The 15,098-nt window shown below is 73.0% G+C and carries 17 protein-coding genes; 8 read left to right on the forward strand and 9 right to left on the reverse strand.

What is annotated here, in order from left to right:
• Positions 1-2: 2 nt before the first annotated feature.
• Positions 3-578: a nuclease-related domain-containing protein gene (locus tag IEZ24_RS06280; protein ID WP_242498401.1), complete on the reverse strand. Its 576-nt coding sequence runs from the start codon at positions 576-578 to the stop codon at positions 3-5.
• Between IEZ24_RS06280 and IEZ24_RS22030 the strand changes: the two genes are divergently transcribed.
• Positions 540-665 (forward strand): hypothetical protein, encoded by a 126-nt coding sequence (locus IEZ24_RS22030; protein ID WP_263575419.1) that lies wholly within the window; start codon positions 540-542, stop codon positions 663-665. The genes IEZ24_RS06280 and IEZ24_RS22030 overlap by 39 nt on opposite strands.
• 212 nt (positions 666-877) lie before the next feature.
• Here the strand turns inward: IEZ24_RS22030 and IEZ24_RS06285 are convergent, their stop codons facing one another.
• Together IEZ24_RS06285 and IEZ24_RS06290 are read right to left on the reverse strand one after the other, a co-directional pair.
• Positions 878-1,606, reverse strand: coding sequence for a DinB family protein (locus IEZ24_RS06285; RefSeq protein ID WP_129453750.1), 729 nt, complete (start codon positions 1,604-1,606; stop codon positions 878-880).
• Positions 1,581-3,668 (reverse strand): acyltransferase family protein, encoded by a 2,088-nt coding sequence (locus IEZ24_RS06290; RefSeq protein ID WP_207206709.1) that lies wholly within the window; start codon positions 3,666-3,668, stop codon positions 1,581-1,583. The genes IEZ24_RS06285 and IEZ24_RS06290 overlap by 26 nt, the downstream gene beginning before the upstream one ends.
• A 233-nt stretch (positions 3,669-3,901) precedes the next feature.
• Here IEZ24_RS06290 and IEZ24_RS06295 point away from each other — a divergent pair, with 233 nt between their 5' ends.
• Positions 3,902-4,177, forward strand: a complete 276-nt coding sequence (locus IEZ24_RS06295) for a Fe-S cluster assembly protein HesB (protein ID WP_129453752.1) — start codon at positions 3,902-3,904, stop codon at positions 4,175-4,177.
• Positions 4,178-4,223: 46 nt separating this feature from the next.
• On the opposite strand, the gene IEZ24_RS06300 is transcribed toward IEZ24_RS06295, so the two are convergent.
• From IEZ24_RS06300 to IEZ24_RS06320, 5 genes are read right to left on the reverse strand one after another with little or no spacing between them, the layout of a single operon-like run.
• On the reverse strand, positions 4,224-5,123 hold the full coding sequence (locus tag IEZ24_RS06300; RefSeq protein WP_129453753.1) for an NAD-dependent epimerase/dehydratase family protein: 900 nt from the start codon (positions 5,121-5,123) through the stop codon (positions 4,224-4,226).
• A gap of 49 nt (positions 5,124-5,172) precedes the next feature.
• Positions 5,173-5,742, reverse strand: a complete 570-nt coding sequence (locus IEZ24_RS06305; protein ID WP_129453754.1) for a hypothetical protein — start codon at positions 5,740-5,742, stop codon at positions 5,173-5,175.
• A 17-nt stretch (positions 5,743-5,759) separates the two neighbouring features.
• A complete protein-coding gene (locus tag IEZ24_RS06310) occupies positions 5,760-6,434 on the reverse strand; it encodes a calcium-binding protein (protein WP_165355982.1) in 675 nt (224 codons plus the stop codon).
• 4 nt (positions 6,435-6,438) lie between these two features.
• The gene (locus IEZ24_RS06315) at positions 6,439-7,788 is read right to left on the reverse strand and encodes an RNA polymerase sigma factor (protein ID WP_129453756.1); all 1,350 of its coding nucleotides are present in this window, start codon (positions 7,786-7,788) and stop codon (positions 6,439-6,441) included.
• 28 nt (positions 7,789-7,816) lie between these two features.
• On the reverse strand, positions 7,817-8,182 hold the full coding sequence (locus IEZ24_RS06320) for a YciI family protein (protein ID WP_242498391.1): 366 nt from the start codon (positions 8,180-8,182) through the stop codon (positions 7,817-7,819).
• 161 nt (positions 8,183-8,343) lie between these two features.
• Here IEZ24_RS06320 and IEZ24_RS06325 point away from each other — a divergent pair, with 161 nt between their 5' ends.
• Complete coding sequence (locus IEZ24_RS06325) at positions 8,344-9,495, forward strand: PQQ-dependent sugar dehydrogenase (protein WP_224744927.1); 1,152 nt, start codon at positions 8,344-8,346, stop codon at positions 9,493-9,495.
• A 29-nt stretch (positions 9,496-9,524) separates the two neighbouring features.
• On the opposite strand, the gene IEZ24_RS06330 is transcribed toward IEZ24_RS06325, so the two are convergent.
• On the reverse strand, positions 9,525-10,289 hold the full coding sequence (locus tag IEZ24_RS06330) for a YqjF family protein (RefSeq protein ID WP_242498392.1): 765 nt from the start codon (positions 10,287-10,289) through the stop codon (positions 9,525-9,527).
• A 142-nt stretch (positions 10,290-10,431) separates the two neighbouring features.
• Between IEZ24_RS06330 and IEZ24_RS06335 the strand changes: the two genes are divergently transcribed.
• From IEZ24_RS06335 to IEZ24_RS06355, 5 genes are all read left to right on the forward strand, one after another.
• The gene (locus tag IEZ24_RS06335) at positions 10,432-10,887 is read left to right on the forward strand and encodes a WXG100 family type VII secretion target (RefSeq protein ID WP_129453758.1); all 456 of its coding nucleotides are present in this window, start codon (positions 10,432-10,434) and stop codon (positions 10,885-10,887) included.
• Positions 10,884-11,837, forward strand: coding sequence for a hypothetical protein (locus IEZ24_RS06340; protein ID WP_129453759.1), 954 nt, complete (start codon positions 10,884-10,886; stop codon positions 11,835-11,837). The genes IEZ24_RS06335 and IEZ24_RS06340 overlap by 4 nt, the downstream gene beginning before the upstream one ends.
• A complete protein-coding gene (locus tag IEZ24_RS22275) occupies positions 11,834-13,261 on the forward strand; it encodes a PGAP1-like alpha/beta domain-containing protein (protein WP_129453760.1) in 1,428 nt (475 codons plus the stop codon). Before IEZ24_RS06340 ends, IEZ24_RS22275 begins: the two co-directional genes overlap by 4 nt.
• A gap of 71 nt (positions 13,262-13,332) precedes the next feature.
• Positions 13,333-14,259, forward strand: a complete 927-nt coding sequence (locus IEZ24_RS06350; protein WP_439116356.1) for an ATP-binding cassette domain-containing protein — start codon at positions 13,333-13,335, stop codon at positions 14,257-14,259.
• Complete coding sequence (locus IEZ24_RS06355; protein WP_224744928.1) at positions 14,259-15,098, forward strand: ABC transporter permease; 840 nt, start codon at positions 14,259-14,261, stop codon at positions 15,096-15,098. The genes IEZ24_RS06350 and IEZ24_RS06355 overlap by 1 nt, the downstream gene beginning before the upstream one ends.

Below are 15,098 nucleotides of genomic sequence, written 5' to 3' on the forward strand. Positions count from 1 at the left end.
CCTCAGGCCGGCCGCAGAGACTCCGCCAGCACGTGGTGCACACGCCCCACCGCACCCGCACCAAGAGGTCCTTCCGCCCGAACACTCGCGACCAGCCGCTTCGGCCACATGACCTGGACATCACGCGTGGCGAACGCCCCGCCGATCAAGGGCCAGTCCGCGTCCACGAAGCACAGCACACCGTGCAGCGGGACGTCGTCCCCGACGATCCCGCGGACGACCTCCACCTGCTTCAGGACGCCGTCGACCAGCTTGGTGCAGTCCCGGCCGCCGACCATCAGCCGCTCGACGCGCTGTCGCAGGAGACCTCCCTCGACCCGCAGAGTCGGGCGTCCCTTGTAGCGCTTCGCGTCGATCACGTAGACGCCGGTCGCGGTGACAGCGAGGTGGTCGATGTTGGCGCGGCTGCCGGGCATCCGGCGGTCGTGGAGCACGCGACACGTCTCGGACGCCGCTGCGTTCAGCCGGCTGCCGAGACGCTCCTCGCCGGCGGCTCCCGCCTCCCAGGCCGTGGTCGACTGCGGTTCGTCGGTCAGCGCATGGAGGAGACCGCCGATCTTCGGGTGCTTGGCGCGGATCCGCTGTTCCCGCGCATCCCGACGTCGCTCGAACTCGCGTCGCGCGGACGCGCCAGCCGTTCCGATGTCCGGTTCAGCAGCGGATGACGCCGTCGACTGCTCGTGCGTGAGGCACCGTACGGTCCGGGTCGACCTCTCGTAGACGGCCTGCGTCCCGACAGGGAGATCGGTGCCGCAGACGCGGCACGTCCCGTCCCGCCGTAGCGGCATCTGCTTGTCGCTCGGGGGCGTCGTCTCGTCCACGGCAGCGACCGTAACCGCCGATCACGGTCCGGTCCGGCCTTTGCCGAAGCCCGCCCTCACCCCAGCAGCGCCAGGTCCCTCCGGACGTAGCGCAGGTGCGCCCACTCCTCCTCCAGGATCACGCGCACGCAGTCACCGACGGTCGGCTTCCAGTCGAAGCCCCATGGGTCGTCGCGCTCCTCGGCGAGCACCTCCGGCGTGACCGTGGCGAGGAAGTCGGTGACCATCTGCTGGCGCTCGGCGCGGACCTCGAGCACCTCGTCGTACGCCGGGGCGTCAACACGGAAGATCGAGGTGTCGAAGCCCATCTCGGCGGCGCCGGTGAAGATCTGGCCGATCTCGTGGAACGGCTGCTCGATCCGCAGGATGCCGCCGCGGAGCCAGGTGTCGGTCGCCAGGACGAGGTGCCGCAGGGTCTGGGCCAGCGACCACTCGTCCTCGACGTGCGCGTCGACCAGCGCGGGTGGCGTGTCGGCCACGGTGGAGGCCCACGCCGCCTGGACGGCGACCCAGCCCTCACGCAGGCCGTCGGGCGTCTGCGCCTTCTGGAGCTCGCGACCGGGGAACCGCCGGTTGAGCTCGGCGTCCACGAGCGGCACCACGTCGACGCCGTTGACGACCAGGCTGCCCATGAACAGGTCGTGGCTGTCGATGTCGAGGCCGTCGACGTCGACGCTGCGCATCGTCACGCCGCTCACGTCGGAGTGGCGCAGGGTGGCGCCCTTGAAGCTCGTCCTGACGAAGGTCGCGCCCTCGAAGTCACCCGTCCCGGAGTCGTTCGTCATGGCTCCATGATGGCCGCTGACGAGGACGGCGCGACAGGTCCGCAGGAGCTCGTTCGGGCACCGCGTCCACCAGCTGCGGCAGCAGCCACGGGGCGATCCACCCCTGGACGCCCGACGGCGTGAGGTGCAGTCCGTCCGAACGCACCTGGTAGCCGCCGACGTCCCAGGTGAACCGGCCGCCGGGGGAGACCCGCTCGCCGAGCTCGACGACCCGTACGTGCGGGTGGTCCTGCGCGACGTCGCGCAGCAGCTCGTTCCACGCGGTCACGCGCGGCGGCTCGTCCTCGGGGTAGAGGCTGCCGTCGAGCTGCTCCCAGCGCCGGTTGTAGGGCTCCGTGGCGAGCAGGACGTGGGCACCTCCCGCCCCGGCGATCCGGATCGCCAGCTCGAGCTCGGAGCGCAGGTGCGCGTCGAACGCGGGCTCGCCGACGTGGGTCCACCGCCCGTCGAGCATGCGGTCCATCGTCTCCCACCGCCCCGCCAGGATGAAGGCGACGTCCGGGTCGTCGCGGGCGATGGCCGCCTGCCAGATCCGGGGCCAGTCGCGGCACGCCGGCATCAGGCCTGCGTGCATCTCGCCGGCGTAGCGGAACGGTGCCGTCCGGCTGATGCCGCACCCCATGAGCGTCCGGTCGCGCACGTCGAGCTCGGGGTGGCCGGGCAGGTAGTTGACCAGCGTCCAGGCGACGGAGTCGCCGAACACGTCGACGACGACCGGTTGCCCGGGCCGTCGGTGATGGAGCCGCGGCGCACGTGCCGCCTGCGGACGCTTCGTCCGTGGGCGCTCGGCCTGGGGGCGCACCCGCTCCTCCGCACGGTCCTCGGTGGCGCTGTCACCGGCCAGGAACCGGTCCACCGCGTCGGACACCGCCGACGCCTCGGCCACCGCAGGCGACGGGGGCACGGCCGTCATCGCCACCACCGCGGCTGCGCCGGTCGCCACCGCGATCCCCGCTCCGGTGGCGGCGAAGGCCGGACGGCGGGGGCGTACGCGCAGCTGGACGGGCCGCTCCACGAGCACGTACGAGACGGTCGCGATGCCGACGGTCAGGACGCAGCGGACGGCGAACAGGGTCAGGCCCTCGATCCCCGTCCGGTCGGCGTTGGCGGCGATGAACACCGGCCAGTGCCAGAGGTAGACGCCGTAGGAGATCCGCCCCAGCTGTGGCAGCGGCGGCAGCGACAGGAGTCTGGCCGACCACCCCGACGGCACGAGCGCGACGTGCGCGATCACCGCGACCACCGCGAGGGCCGTCGCGGCCATCCCGCCGTGGTAGAGCACCTCGTCCGTGCCCGACAGGTGGGTCGCGGCCCAGGCGAAGCCGGCGGCCCCCACCGCCGCCAGCGCGCCCAGGCCGACGCGCCGCCACCCGGCGCGCACGGGCCCGGGGGGCCGGAGCGCCAGCAGGGCCGCGAGCGCCGCCCCGACCAGGATCGCCGCGCCGCGGGTGTCGGTCCCGTAGTAGGCCCGGCCCGGGTCCGCCGCCGAGTACGTCGTCGCCAGCGCCGCGGTCGACGCGGCGGCACCGACGCAGCAGACCGCGACGAGTGCCCAGAGCCGGGTCCGCACGGACGTACGCGCCGCTGACCGCCGGAACAGCACGAGTGCCAGCACGAGCGGCCAGACCAGGTAGAACTGCTCCTCGATGCCCAGCGACCACGTGTGCTCCAGCGGGGACGGGGCGGCGGTGTCGGAGAAGTAGTCACCCCCGCGGAAGATCATCCGCCAGTTCGCGACGTACAGCAGGGCGGCGATGCCGTCACCGCGCAGCAGTCGCACCTCCTCGGGCGGCAGCAGCGCCCGCGCCCCGACCGCCACCGCCGTGACCACCAGGAGCAGCGCCGGCAGCAGCCGCCGCGCGCGCCGGCCCCAGAAGGCGGCCAGGTCGATCCTGCCGCCGCTGTGCGTCCACTCGGCCAGCAGCAGCGCGGTGATCAGGTAGCCGGACAGCACGAAGAACGCGTCCACGCCGAGGAAGCCTCCGGTCGCCCAGGACACCCCGCCGTGGAAGGCGAGCACGCCCACCACGGCCACGGCCCGGATGCCGTCCAGCGCAGGCACGCGGTCCACTGGGGACTGTCGTCTGCGGTGCAGGCGTGCGTGGGACATGACCACCCTCCCGGAGGCCGTGCGTCAGTGTCTCCACACAGTGGCGTCGCGGCCCCGGACGTGTCATGGGTCACGAGTCCCGACGGGTCCGGGACATCGCAGCCCTGCGACTCGCCCCGGTTTGCCTCGACCGCGCGTCCGCGACATGGTGGAGGGGACACATTCGCCATTCGGAAGGAGAGCCCATGCTCGCTCTCACCGAGAACGTGACCGACATCGTCAAGAAGCTCGCCGAGGAGGTGCCGGAGATCTCGGCACTCCGCATCGCGACCGAGGTCGACGGGGAGTCCCTCTCCGTCAGCCCCGCCGACCACGGCGAGGCCGACGACCAAGTGATCCAGCAGGACGGCGCGACGATCTACGTCGACGGCCCGGCCTCGGAGTTCCTGGCCGACAAGGTGCTGGACGGAGGCGTGGACGAGGAGGGCAACATCCAGTTCGCGCTCGGCCAGCAGGCCTGATCAACGCCGGACGAGCCCCGGACCCCAGTGGGGTCCGGGGCTCGTCTCATCCCCGGCGCGGGTCGTCGAGCACGTCGCGCCACGAGTGCTGCGGCTCGAAGCCGACCAGCTCGCGCGCCTTGTCGATGGCGTAGAACGTCTCGTCCCGCCCCATCTCGCGACGCACCTCGACCCCGTCGTAGAACCGCTCGATGATCTCGGACGTCGTCGCTGCGACGGACATGTCGGCGTTGGCGACGTTGAAGACCTCGTAGCCCAGGCCGTCGGTCTCGAGGCAGCGCTGCACCATCAGGCCCAGGTCGCGCACGTCGATGTAGGCGAAGATGTTGCGCCGCCGCAGGCCTGCGTCGTCGAGGAAGTCGGGGAACATCTCGGCGTACTCGTGCGGCTCGATGACGTTGTTGATCCGCAGGCCGTAGACGTCCACGCCCGTGCGAGCCTGGAACGAGCGGGCGGTCACCTCGTTGGCCACCTTCGACATGGCGTACGAGTCCTCGGGGACCGTCGGGTGCTCCTCGTCGACCGGGACGTAGAGCGGGCGGCGCTCGCCCTGGGCGAAGCAGACGCCGTACGTCGTCTCGGACGAGGCGAAGACGACCTTGCGGATGCCGAGGCGGGTCGCCGCCTCGAGGATGTTGTAGGTGCTGAGGACGTTGGTGGCGTAGGTCGTCGAGTCGGCCGTGCGCAGGATGGCGGGCACCGCCGCGAAGTGCACCACGGCGTCGTACGACGGCTTCTCGGGCAGGTCGAGCTCGTCGAAGGTCGCCAGTCCGGCGAGCGCCGAGTAGACCTCGCCCGCGTCGGTGAGGTCGACCGTGAGGTCGTGGACGTCCGGGTGGTCGAGCGGGACGAGGTCGGCGTTGGTGACCTGGTGGCCCTGCTCGGCGAGGTAGGGGGCGACGTGGCGTCCGGCCTTGCCGCTGCCGCCGGTGAAGAAGATGCGCATGGGTGCCTTCCTACTCCGGTGGTGCAAGGTGTGCTCCACCGGTCCGGTGTCAGGGCTGTCGCCGCGCCAGCTCGAGACCCGCCCTCCACCCCGGAGCGCGGCCACCCGGGGGCGGGCGGATCGCCCCCATGTCGTGCCCTGCCCGGGCCAGCGCCCAGGCGACCACGGAGTTCGAGTTCCACATGTCGCCGACCCGCACCTCGTCGCGCCCCCAGACGAGGGGCGGCACCTCCTCGAGGGCCTGCATCACGGTCGCGACCACTGCCGGATCCTCCGTCGTCCGGCGCGGGCTGTGGACCGCCTCGGCGACGTCAGGTATCGCGCCACCGGCCCAGCAGCGCACCTCGTAGCGGAACAGGCGGAGCCGACCGAGCCGTGCGGACCCCACGGGGCCTTCGCAGAGGACGCCGCGGTCGCCGTCGGCGACGTTCCACACGGGGCCCATCTCGACCGCATAGGTGACGTCGTCCGCGCGGATCATGAGCGCCGAGTGGTAGAGGTCCAGGGGCGCGCGGTGCGTACGCCACGCCGACCACCGCTCGTAGACGCGACCGTTGCGCCGCACGAACCACCCGCCCGCGCCGAGCGGCAGCCAGTACAGGTCGATCCACGCACTCATCGCTCGCCCGCGCCCGGTCAGCGCGCCACCGACACGTTCTCGCAGCCGGTCAGCACGTCGAGGGGGTCCAGCCCGCCCGTGCCGTCGACGGGGTAGTAGATGACCCGGTCGTACCCGCTGCCGCAGTCGACGAGGTCGGGCACGCCGTCGTCGATGGTCTTCAACCGGTCGTCGCCCGTTCCGGCGAAGACCCGGTCGCGTCCTCCGGTGACGCCGAGGAAGTCGTCGCCGGACGCACCGCGCAGCAGGTCGTCACCGGGCTCGTCGGAGAGCTCGCTGATGATGCCGTCCGTCAGGGAGTCGTCGCCGACGCCGCCGCGGAGCCGGTCGTCACCCGGGCCACCGGAGAGCCCGTCGCCGCCGAGGCCGCCGACGAGCCGGTCGTCGGCGCTGTCACCGAAGAGCGTGTCCCGGCCGCCCCCACCCGCGAGCAGGTCACGACCGGCTCCTCCGATGGCCACGTCGCCCCGGGGTCCGCCGCGGAGGGTGTCCGCCCCGGCGCCCCCGTACAGCCGGTCCGCGCCGTCCCGCCCGTGGACGACGTCGTCGCCCCCGCGGGCGCGGACGACGTCGGCTCCGGCCGTGCCGACCAAGGTGTCAGCGCCCGGGGTGCCCACGATGACCGCGGCGGCCACCGGCGGGGCGGCCAGGGACAGTGCGAGAGCCACGCTCGCGGTGATGGTGCGTCGCACGGGGTCACCCTTCGTCGGAGGTGCCTCCATGCTGCGTCCGGTGCTGGTCCCCCGGTAGGGGCGGAAGTCCCGATGCTGCGTTCGCCTCCGCCCGTCGCAGCAGCACCGTGCGCTCGCCCTCGTTGCGGGTCGACGACGCGGCCTCGGAGAACGCCGCCTCGGCCTCGGCGAACCGTCCGGCCCGCTCCAGCAGGTCGCCGCGGACACTGGGCAGGAGCGGGGAGCCACCCAGCGCCGCCGCGTCGACCGTGGCCAGCACGGCCAGTCCGGCCTCGGCGCCGTACGCCCGCCCGTGGGCGACCGCCCGGTTGACGTCGACGACGGGACCGGGAGCGGCCTGGGCCAGCACGTCGTAGAGGGCGGCGATCCGTCGCCAGTCGGTGTCCTCGGACCGTGCGGCGACTGCGTGCTCCGCGGCGATGGAGGCCTGGAGGAAGTAGGTCCCGACCGGTGTGCCCGTGGCGGCCAGGCGCGATGCGGCCCGCAGGACGGCGAGCCCGCGCCGGACCATCAGCGGGTCCCACTGCGTACGGTCCTGCGCCTCGAGCAGCATAGGCGTCCCGTCGGGGGAGAGGCGGGCGGGCGTGCGCGAGCCCTGCAGCTCCAGCAGCGCCTGCAGGCCGAGCACCTCGGGCTCGTCGGGCGCGAGGTCGGCGAGCATGCGAGCCAGCCGCGTCGCCTCGGCGGTGAGGTCGGGCCGCATCCAGTCAGCACCGGCGGTGGCGGTGTAGCCCTCGTTGAAGATCAGGTAGATCACGGCCATCACGTCGTCGAGGCGCGCGGCCCGCTCCTCGCCGGTCGGCATCTCGAGCTCGGCGCGGACCGATGCGAGGGTCTTCTTGGCCCGCGAGATGCGCTGGCCCATGGTGGCCTCGCTGGTGAGGAAGCCGCGGGCGATCTCGGCGGTGGTGAGGCCGCCGACCAGGCGCAACGTGAGCGCGGCGCGCGACTCGGGCGTGAGCGCGGGGTGGCAGGACAGGAACATCAGCCGGAGGACGTCGTCCTCGATGTGGTCGACCTGGTCGTCGAGGTCGGGCACCTGTGCCTCCTCCCCGCCGTCGCGATCGAGGGCGTGCTCGAGCTCGGCGACCTTGCGACGCAGGGTGTCGGCGCGCCTGAAGTGGTCGACACCGCGTCGCTTGGCCGTCGTCATCAGCCAAGCCGACGGGTTGTCCGGGATCCCGGTGACCGGCCACTGCTCGAGCGCGGCGAGCAGGGCGTCCTGCGCAAGGTCCTCGGCGAGGTCGACGTCGCGGGTCATCCGGGTGAGGGCGCCGACGAGGCGGGCCGACTCGGCCCGCCACGCGGCGATCACGGCCCCCGAGGGGTCGTCTGTCGTGGTCCCTGCCGGCACGTGGCCAGCGTAGTGATGCCGGCGCGCCTCAGGCGCCGGCCGCCTCGGCAGGCTCGGCCGCCTCGGGGGCCTCGGAGATCTGTCGCAGCGTGGCCACGACGGTGGCTTCGGGCCAGTGCTCGGCGTGCAGCTCGGCGAACTTCTGCTGGTCGGCCACGGCCTCCTCAACCGTGGCGTACTCCAGCAGCGACCAGCCGCCGACGACCTCCTTGGCCTCGGCGTACGGCCCGTCGACCCGGCTGACCTGGCCCTGGCGCACGACGAAGTTCACGGCGTCCTCGGTGCCGTAGAGGCCGCCGCCGTCGAGGAAGGTGCCGTTGGCGGCGCGCTCGCCGATGTAGACGTCCATCGCGTCGAACAGCGACTGGGGCGGCATCCCGATGTTCTCTTCCATCCTGACGAATCCCATGAAACGCGGCATTGTGATCGCTCCTCCTGTGGGGCGGTGGGTGTGTTCTCGCACGTACGTCGAACGGGTCAGACGCGTCTCGACATCGGTGTCCGAAGTTTTTCCGACGTGCCGCTGCCTTGCCAGCCCCCCGCACGATGGAGGCCATGAAGCCCCTCGCTCCAGCCCTCGCCGGGCTGGTCGCCGTGCTCACCACCGCGTGCTCGGGCGACACCGCGGCCTCCGGTTCCCTCGGCCCCGCGACGGCGGAGAGCGACGACGACTGGCCGTTCGAGGTGGAGGAGGTCGACCGGTTCGACGAGCCGTGGGCGATGGCGTTCCTGCCCGGCACCGGCGACCTGCTGGTCACCGAGCGCACCGGCGCGCTGCACCTGCGCGACGCCGACGGAGGTGAGCGGGTCGAGGTCGGCGGCGTGCCGGAGGTGGTGGTCGCCGGGCAGGGTGGGCTGGGCGACGTCCTGCCCGCCCCGACGTACGCGGACGACGGGCTCGTCTACCTCAGCTGGGTCGAGGAGGGCGACGGCGGCACCGGTGCCGTCGTCGGTCGCGCCGAGCTCGAGACGGGCGACCGGCCTCGCCTCGTCGACCTCGAGGTCGTCTGGCGGCAGACGCCGAAGGTCGACGGCGACGGCCACTTCGGCCACCGCCTCGCCTTCTCGCCCGACGGGCAGCACCTCTTCGTCTCGTCCGGCGACCGGCAGCTCGGGGACCCGGCACAGGACACGTCCAACACCCTCGGCACGATCGTGCGGCTCACCCCCGACGGCGACCCGGCGCCGGGCAACCCCCTGGCCGACGAGGGCGGGGTGACCGCGGAGATCTGGAGCTGGGGCCACCGCAACCCCCTCGGCCTGGAGCACGCCCCCGACGGCACCCTGTGGTCGTCGGAGATGGGACCGGAGGGCGGTGACGAGCTCAACCGCGTCGAGGCGGGGGAGAACTACGGCTGGCCGGACGCCTCCGACGGCAGTGACTACGGCGGCGGCGAGATCCCCGACCACGCCGAGGGCGACGGGTACGCCGCGCCCGCCCGCTCGTGGACCCCGAGCATCTCCCCGGGCAGCCTGATGGTCTACGGCGGCGACCTGTTCGGGGACTGGCAGGGTGACGCGTTCCTCGGCGCGCTGTCGGGCGAGGCGCTCGTGCGCGTGGACCTCGACGGTCCGACCGCGGGCGAGGCGGAGGTCTTCGACACCGGCGAGCGCATCCGCGCCGTCGAGGAGGGCCCGGACGGAGCGATCTGGCTGCTCGAGGACGCGGGTGCCGGCCGTCTCCTGCGACTGACCCCGGCGGAGTAGGCAACGGCGGAGCAGGCCCCGGCCGGAGGTCACGCCCGGCGCGGGTGCCTCGCGTCGACGGGCAGGCCGAACTCGGTGCGTACGCCAGGGCTGAAGCCGACGTGGTCGGGTGCCCGCGAGGCGAGCCCGGGCAGGCCGACCGAGGCCATCAGGCCGTCGTCGAGGGCGAGCACCTCGGCGTCGTGGATGGGCCACGGCTCGTGCCGGTTGGGGACGTAGAGCGTGCGACCCCACCACCGCGAGTGCAGGCCCCACCGGGCGCTGAGGAAGTGGTCGAGCTCGGTCGGCTCCCGCACCGCGCCGGCGCGCACGACGACGTGGCTCGTGGGGCGTACGCCGCGGCGCGCCGGCGACCGCAGACGCGCGTCGTAGGTGTGCACGCCGCCCTCTCGGCGGTAGCGCATCCGGGTCCAGCGGTAGGGGACGCCGAACGCGGCGCGCGCCCCGAGCACGACCACGGCCCGGTCGGTGTCGAGGCTGAGGAAGACGATGCCGCGCCGGCCCGTCGCGTCGACGGAGTAGAGGCGCACGTTGGTCTCGAGGAACGTCCCGAGCCACGGCACCGCCGGTCCGCGGCCCAGGCCGGCGTCGACCATCCGGAAGGGGATCAGGCCCACGTAGGTCCGGCCGTCGAGGGTGTCGGGCCGTACGCCCGGCGGCATCAGGTGCGCCACCAGGGCCGGGTCCACGACCCAGTGCAGGAAGGTCAGGTCGCGCCAGAGCTGGCTCATCAGGACGGTCCGGGACATGGACGGAGCGACCGGGGAGACGGGCTCGGCGGCGGCTGGGTCCACGCCTCCACCCTAGGCAGGTGACCCAGGACGACAGCCTCCGTACGGGCTGTCCACAGCCCGTACGTCCGCGGTTTGGCCGCTCCCGGCACGGGGCACCTGACCGCCATGGTGCACACCGCGCCGACGGGGGCAGGAGACGCAGATGTACGGAGACACGGCAGTCATCCGCCGGCTCGCAGCGCGGATGGGCGAGCAGGGCGCCGAGATCCGGCGCGACGCCGACCGGCTGGTCGACGCGTCGCAGCTGGTGCTGTGGGAGGGCCGGGCGGCCCGCGCGATGCGCGAACGGATGGCGGAGCGGGCCGTCGCGCTGCGGCGCACGGCCGACGCGCACGACGGTGCCGCGCAGGCGCTGCGCCACCACGCAGACGAGGTCGACCGCCTCAAGGACCGGATCCGCGAGATCGCGCAGCGCGTCCGCGGCCTCGTCGAGGAGGCGAGGTCACGCCTGTCCGCCCTCACGGACCGCGCCGTCGACCTGGTGACCTCGTCGACCGTCGACCCGTTCGACGAGGTGCTGGCATCCTTCCGGCCGCCTCCGGAGGGACATCTGGACTGGCTCCGGGTGCTCGACCAGATCCCGGCCGGTGCCCGGTGAACGCCATCCTGCTCGACTCCGGTGGCGACGAGGTCGAGCCGCGCACCGTGGTCCCGCGGCGCGTACGCCTCTCGCGTGCCGCGGTCGACCGCTTCGCCGAGCTCACGGGCGTCCCGTCACCGGCCGAGCAGATGGTCGCCGCCGACCCCTCGCTCGACGGGCTGGGGGCGCGGCTCGGCGAGCCGGCTCGTGGGAGCGAGCCGGTCGGGGCCACCGCCGCCGGCGCGAGCGACCTCGACGAGGTCCTCGTCGCGTCGGGCCTCGTCGACGCCGGCGTCCCCACCGCGCAGGGGCGTGCGGTGCTCACGGTGTGGCACGCGCCCGCGCTCGCCGTCGAGCTCGAGCTGCTCGTCTCCCTCGCCCGGGGCCGGGTCCGCGCCCGCAGCTGGCACCGCAACCTGGACGACTGGGTCGTCTGCCTGTCGACCGGCGACGGGGAGGTGTTCGAGCTCAGCTGGCTCGCCGCCGACGACTGGTGGCTCGAGCTCGGCCGGGCCGCCCACGTCGACACCCGCACGCTCCGCCCCGCCCCCGGCGCCGGGCCGGTCCCGGACGTCATCGAGACCCCGTGGGAGCTGCTGCTGGCCACGGGGGAGGCCGTCCAGCGCCGCCGCCACGAGCTGCTCGACCCGATGGTCTCCGACCACTCCGGGATGACCATCGCCGGCGACCGCCTCGACTCCCTCGAGACGGCCGACGACGTCGACGTACGCCGCTGGCACGAGCAGCTCGAGAGCACGTCCCGCGGCCGCCTGCACGCCGCGGTGATGGGCCGCAGCGGGCGGGGACGTCCGGGCGCCGGCATCGTCGAGTGGGTGCTCTTCCCCGACGGGTGGCGCTCGCTGACGCCCTTCACGCGCGATGGATGGACGATGGTGCGGATCGAGCGGATGGGGGCGGTCGACCTGCCCCGCGCCCTGGCGGTGCTGGCTGCCGAGGTGACCTCGTGAGCGGCGCGACCCTGCCCCCGATCGAGTCGGTCACGGGCGGGTCGCACGGCATCGAGGCCGGCTACGACCAGATGCTCGCCCTCGCCGAGCGCTACGAGCGGCAGGCCGGCGACTTCGTCGAGATGGTCGGTCTCGGCGCCCGGGTGATGGCCGACGGCGACCTCCTCGAGTCCTCGGTCCTGTCCCCGGTGAGCTTCGCCGACGCGGAGGTGCAGGTCCTCGACGCCACGACCGGCGCCGACGGACTCACGGTCCGCGCCCTCGGCATCGAGGCCGACGCGCTCGGCGTACGCGCGGTCGTGGCGGCCTTCGGGGCCGGTGACGCGCTGTCGCGGCACGCGACCGAGACGATCGACCACGCGCTGGGCAGGGTCACCGCCGCCGCCCTTCCCGCACTGCTGCTGGCCGGCGGCATCACCTACGCCTGGTTCTCGACCCTGTCGCCCGAGGAGCAGGCGGCACTCACCGAGCGGCTCGGCGACGACCTCGGCCTGCTGCTGCACGACCACCCCGAGCTGGCCCAGCACCTGGTCAACGGCGGGGGAGGGCTGCTCGGGTCGATCGTCCCGGGCGTGGGGCTGCTCGACCCCGGCGACGGACCGATCAGCGGAGCCACCACCAACGACGCCGCGCGCCTGATGGCGCTGCTGCTGGGCAACGACACCGACTACTCCGTCACCCGGCGTGACGACCTCGACGGGGACGGCGCGACCCGCGAAGCGCCACGGACCCTCGAGGACCTCGTGCGCCAGCTCTCCGCCACCAACGGCCTCGACCTCACCGACGAGGGCAACCACGGCGCCATCCAGGTCCAGCAGGTCGGGCAGGAGCCCCGCGAGCGCTACATCGTCTACCTGCCCGGCACCGATGACATGGGCCCGGTGCCGGCGTCCGGCGACCGCGTCCGGGACATGGAGACCAACTACCAGCTCATCGGCGGCATGGACAGCGCCTACGGCCGCGGCATCCAGCAGGCGATGGTCGATGCTGGTCTCACCGGCAAGGACGTGATGCTCGTCGGCCACTCGCAGGGCGGGATGGTGTCGGCCTCGCTGGCGGCCGATCCCGAGTTCACCCGGCACTTCCACGTCCAGCACGTCGTGACCGCGGGATCACCGACCGCCCAGGTGCCCCACCTCCCCGACAGCACGCACGCCCTCCACCTCGAGAACCGTGGCGACGCGGTGCCGCTGCTCGACGGCGAGGACAACCCCGACCAGCCCCACCGCACCACGGTGACGTTCGACCAGGGCGGCCACGACGTCGCCGACAACCACGGCCTGCGCCGCTACGCCGACGGCGCGGCCGCCGCCGACGCCTCCACCAACGGCTCGATCCGCGACCAGGTCGAGCGGATGCGCGCCGACGGCTTCCTGGGCGGCGGCCCCTCCGGCCCGGTGCGGACCTGGGTGATCTCCCGGTGACGGGCAGGCGTCCGGTCGGATGAGGCGAGTCGGCGCTCCGGTGTCGTCACCCTCATCTAGGCTCGGACCCCGTGACGGAAGCCATGATCTCGGCGCGTGGACTGCGCAAGTCGTTCGGCGACTTCGAAGCCGTCAAGGGCATCGACGTCGAGGTGCGCCGTGGGGAGGCGTTCGGCTTCCTCGGCCCCAACGGTGCCGGCAAGTCGAGCACCATGCGGATGATCGCGTCGGTGAGTCCGGTGACCTCCGGTGAGCTGCGGATCCTGGGCATGGACCCGGCCACCGACGGCCCGGCGATCCGCGGGCGCCTCGGCGTCTGCCCGCAGGAGGACACCCTCGACAACGAGCTCAACGTCTTCGACAACCTCTACATCTACGGTCGCTACTTCGGCATCGACCGCGCCACCTGTCGCGAGCGGGCCCGGGAGCTGCTCGAGTTCGCCCAGATCACCGAGAAGGCCCGGTCCAAGGTCGAGGACCTCTCCGGCGGCATGAAGCGTCGCCTCACCATCGCCCGCAGCCTGATCAACAACCCCGACCTGCTGCTGCTCGACGAGCCGACCACCGGCCTCGACCCGCAGGCCCGCCACGTCCTGTGGGACCAGCTGTTCCGGCTCAAGCAGGCAGGCGTCACCCTGGTGATCACCACCCACTACATGGACGAGGCCGAGCAGCTCTGCGACCGGCTCGTCGTCATGGACAAGGGCCGCATCGCCGCCGAGGGGTCGCCGCGCGAGCTCATCGACGCGCACTCGACCCGCGAGGTCGCCGAGCTGCGCTTCGGCGTCGGCGAGCACGAGGCCCTCGCCGGGAAGGTCGAGGACCTCGGCGAGCGGGTCGAGGTGCTGCCCGACCGCCTCCTCGTCTACAGCGACCACGGCGAGGACGTCGTCACCGCGGTGCTCGACCGGGGCCTGCACCCCCTCGCGACCCTCGTGCGTCGCTCCACCCTCGAGGACGTCTTCCTGCGCCTCACCGGCCGGAGCCTGGCCGACTGATGGCGACCACGAGCCCCGCGTCCGACGCGACCCGCGACGTCCGTCCCACAGGCCGCCTGTCGGCGTGGGAGGGCATGGCCCGCCAGTACGACTACTGGCTCACCGTCCTCAAGCGCACGTGGCGCGGGGGTGTGGTCGGCAGCTTCCTGACCCCGCTGCTCTACGTCGTCGCGATGGGGGTCCTGCTCGGCGGCTTCATCGAGGGAGACCCTGACAAGCTCGAGGGAGCGACCTCCTACCTCGCCTTCGTGGTGCCGGGCCTCGTGGCCTCGCACGCCATGACGATCGCCGTCAGCGAGTCGACCTACCCGGTCATGGGCGCCATCAAGTGGCACAAGACCTTCTACGCCCAGCTGGCCACGCCGCTGGCGGTGCGCGACCTGGTCAACGCCTTCATCGGGTTCGTGATGTTCCGCGTCGCCTCCGCGTGCGCCGTCTTCATGCTCGTCCTCGCACCCTTCGGCGTGTTCACGACGTGGTGGGGGCCGATCCTGGCCTGGCTGTCGCAGGTGCTCGTCGGCTTCGCCTTCGCCACCCTCGTCTTCGCCTACAGCGCCAGGCTGAAGTCCGAGGAGGGCTTCGGCGTGCTGTTCCGCCTGGGAGTCATCCCGCTGACGCTGTTCTCGGGGGCCTTCTTCCCCATCGGCAACCTCGGCCCGGTGCTCGAGTGGATCGCGCGCCTGACCCCGCTGTGGCACGGCGTCTCCCTGTCGCGGATGTTCTGCGTCGGGCAGGTCGACTGGTCGCTGGTGCTGCTGCACGTCGTCGTCCTCGTCACCCTCACCGTCGTCGGCTGGTTCCTCGCCGTGCGCAACCTCGACCGCCGGCTGGAGGTCTGA

Origin of the sequence: Nocardioides ganghwensis (assembly GCF_014779655.1) — a bacterium.
Lineage (GTDB): Bacteria > Actinomycetota > Actinomycetes > Propionibacteriales > Nocardioidaceae > Nocardioides > Nocardioides ganghwensis.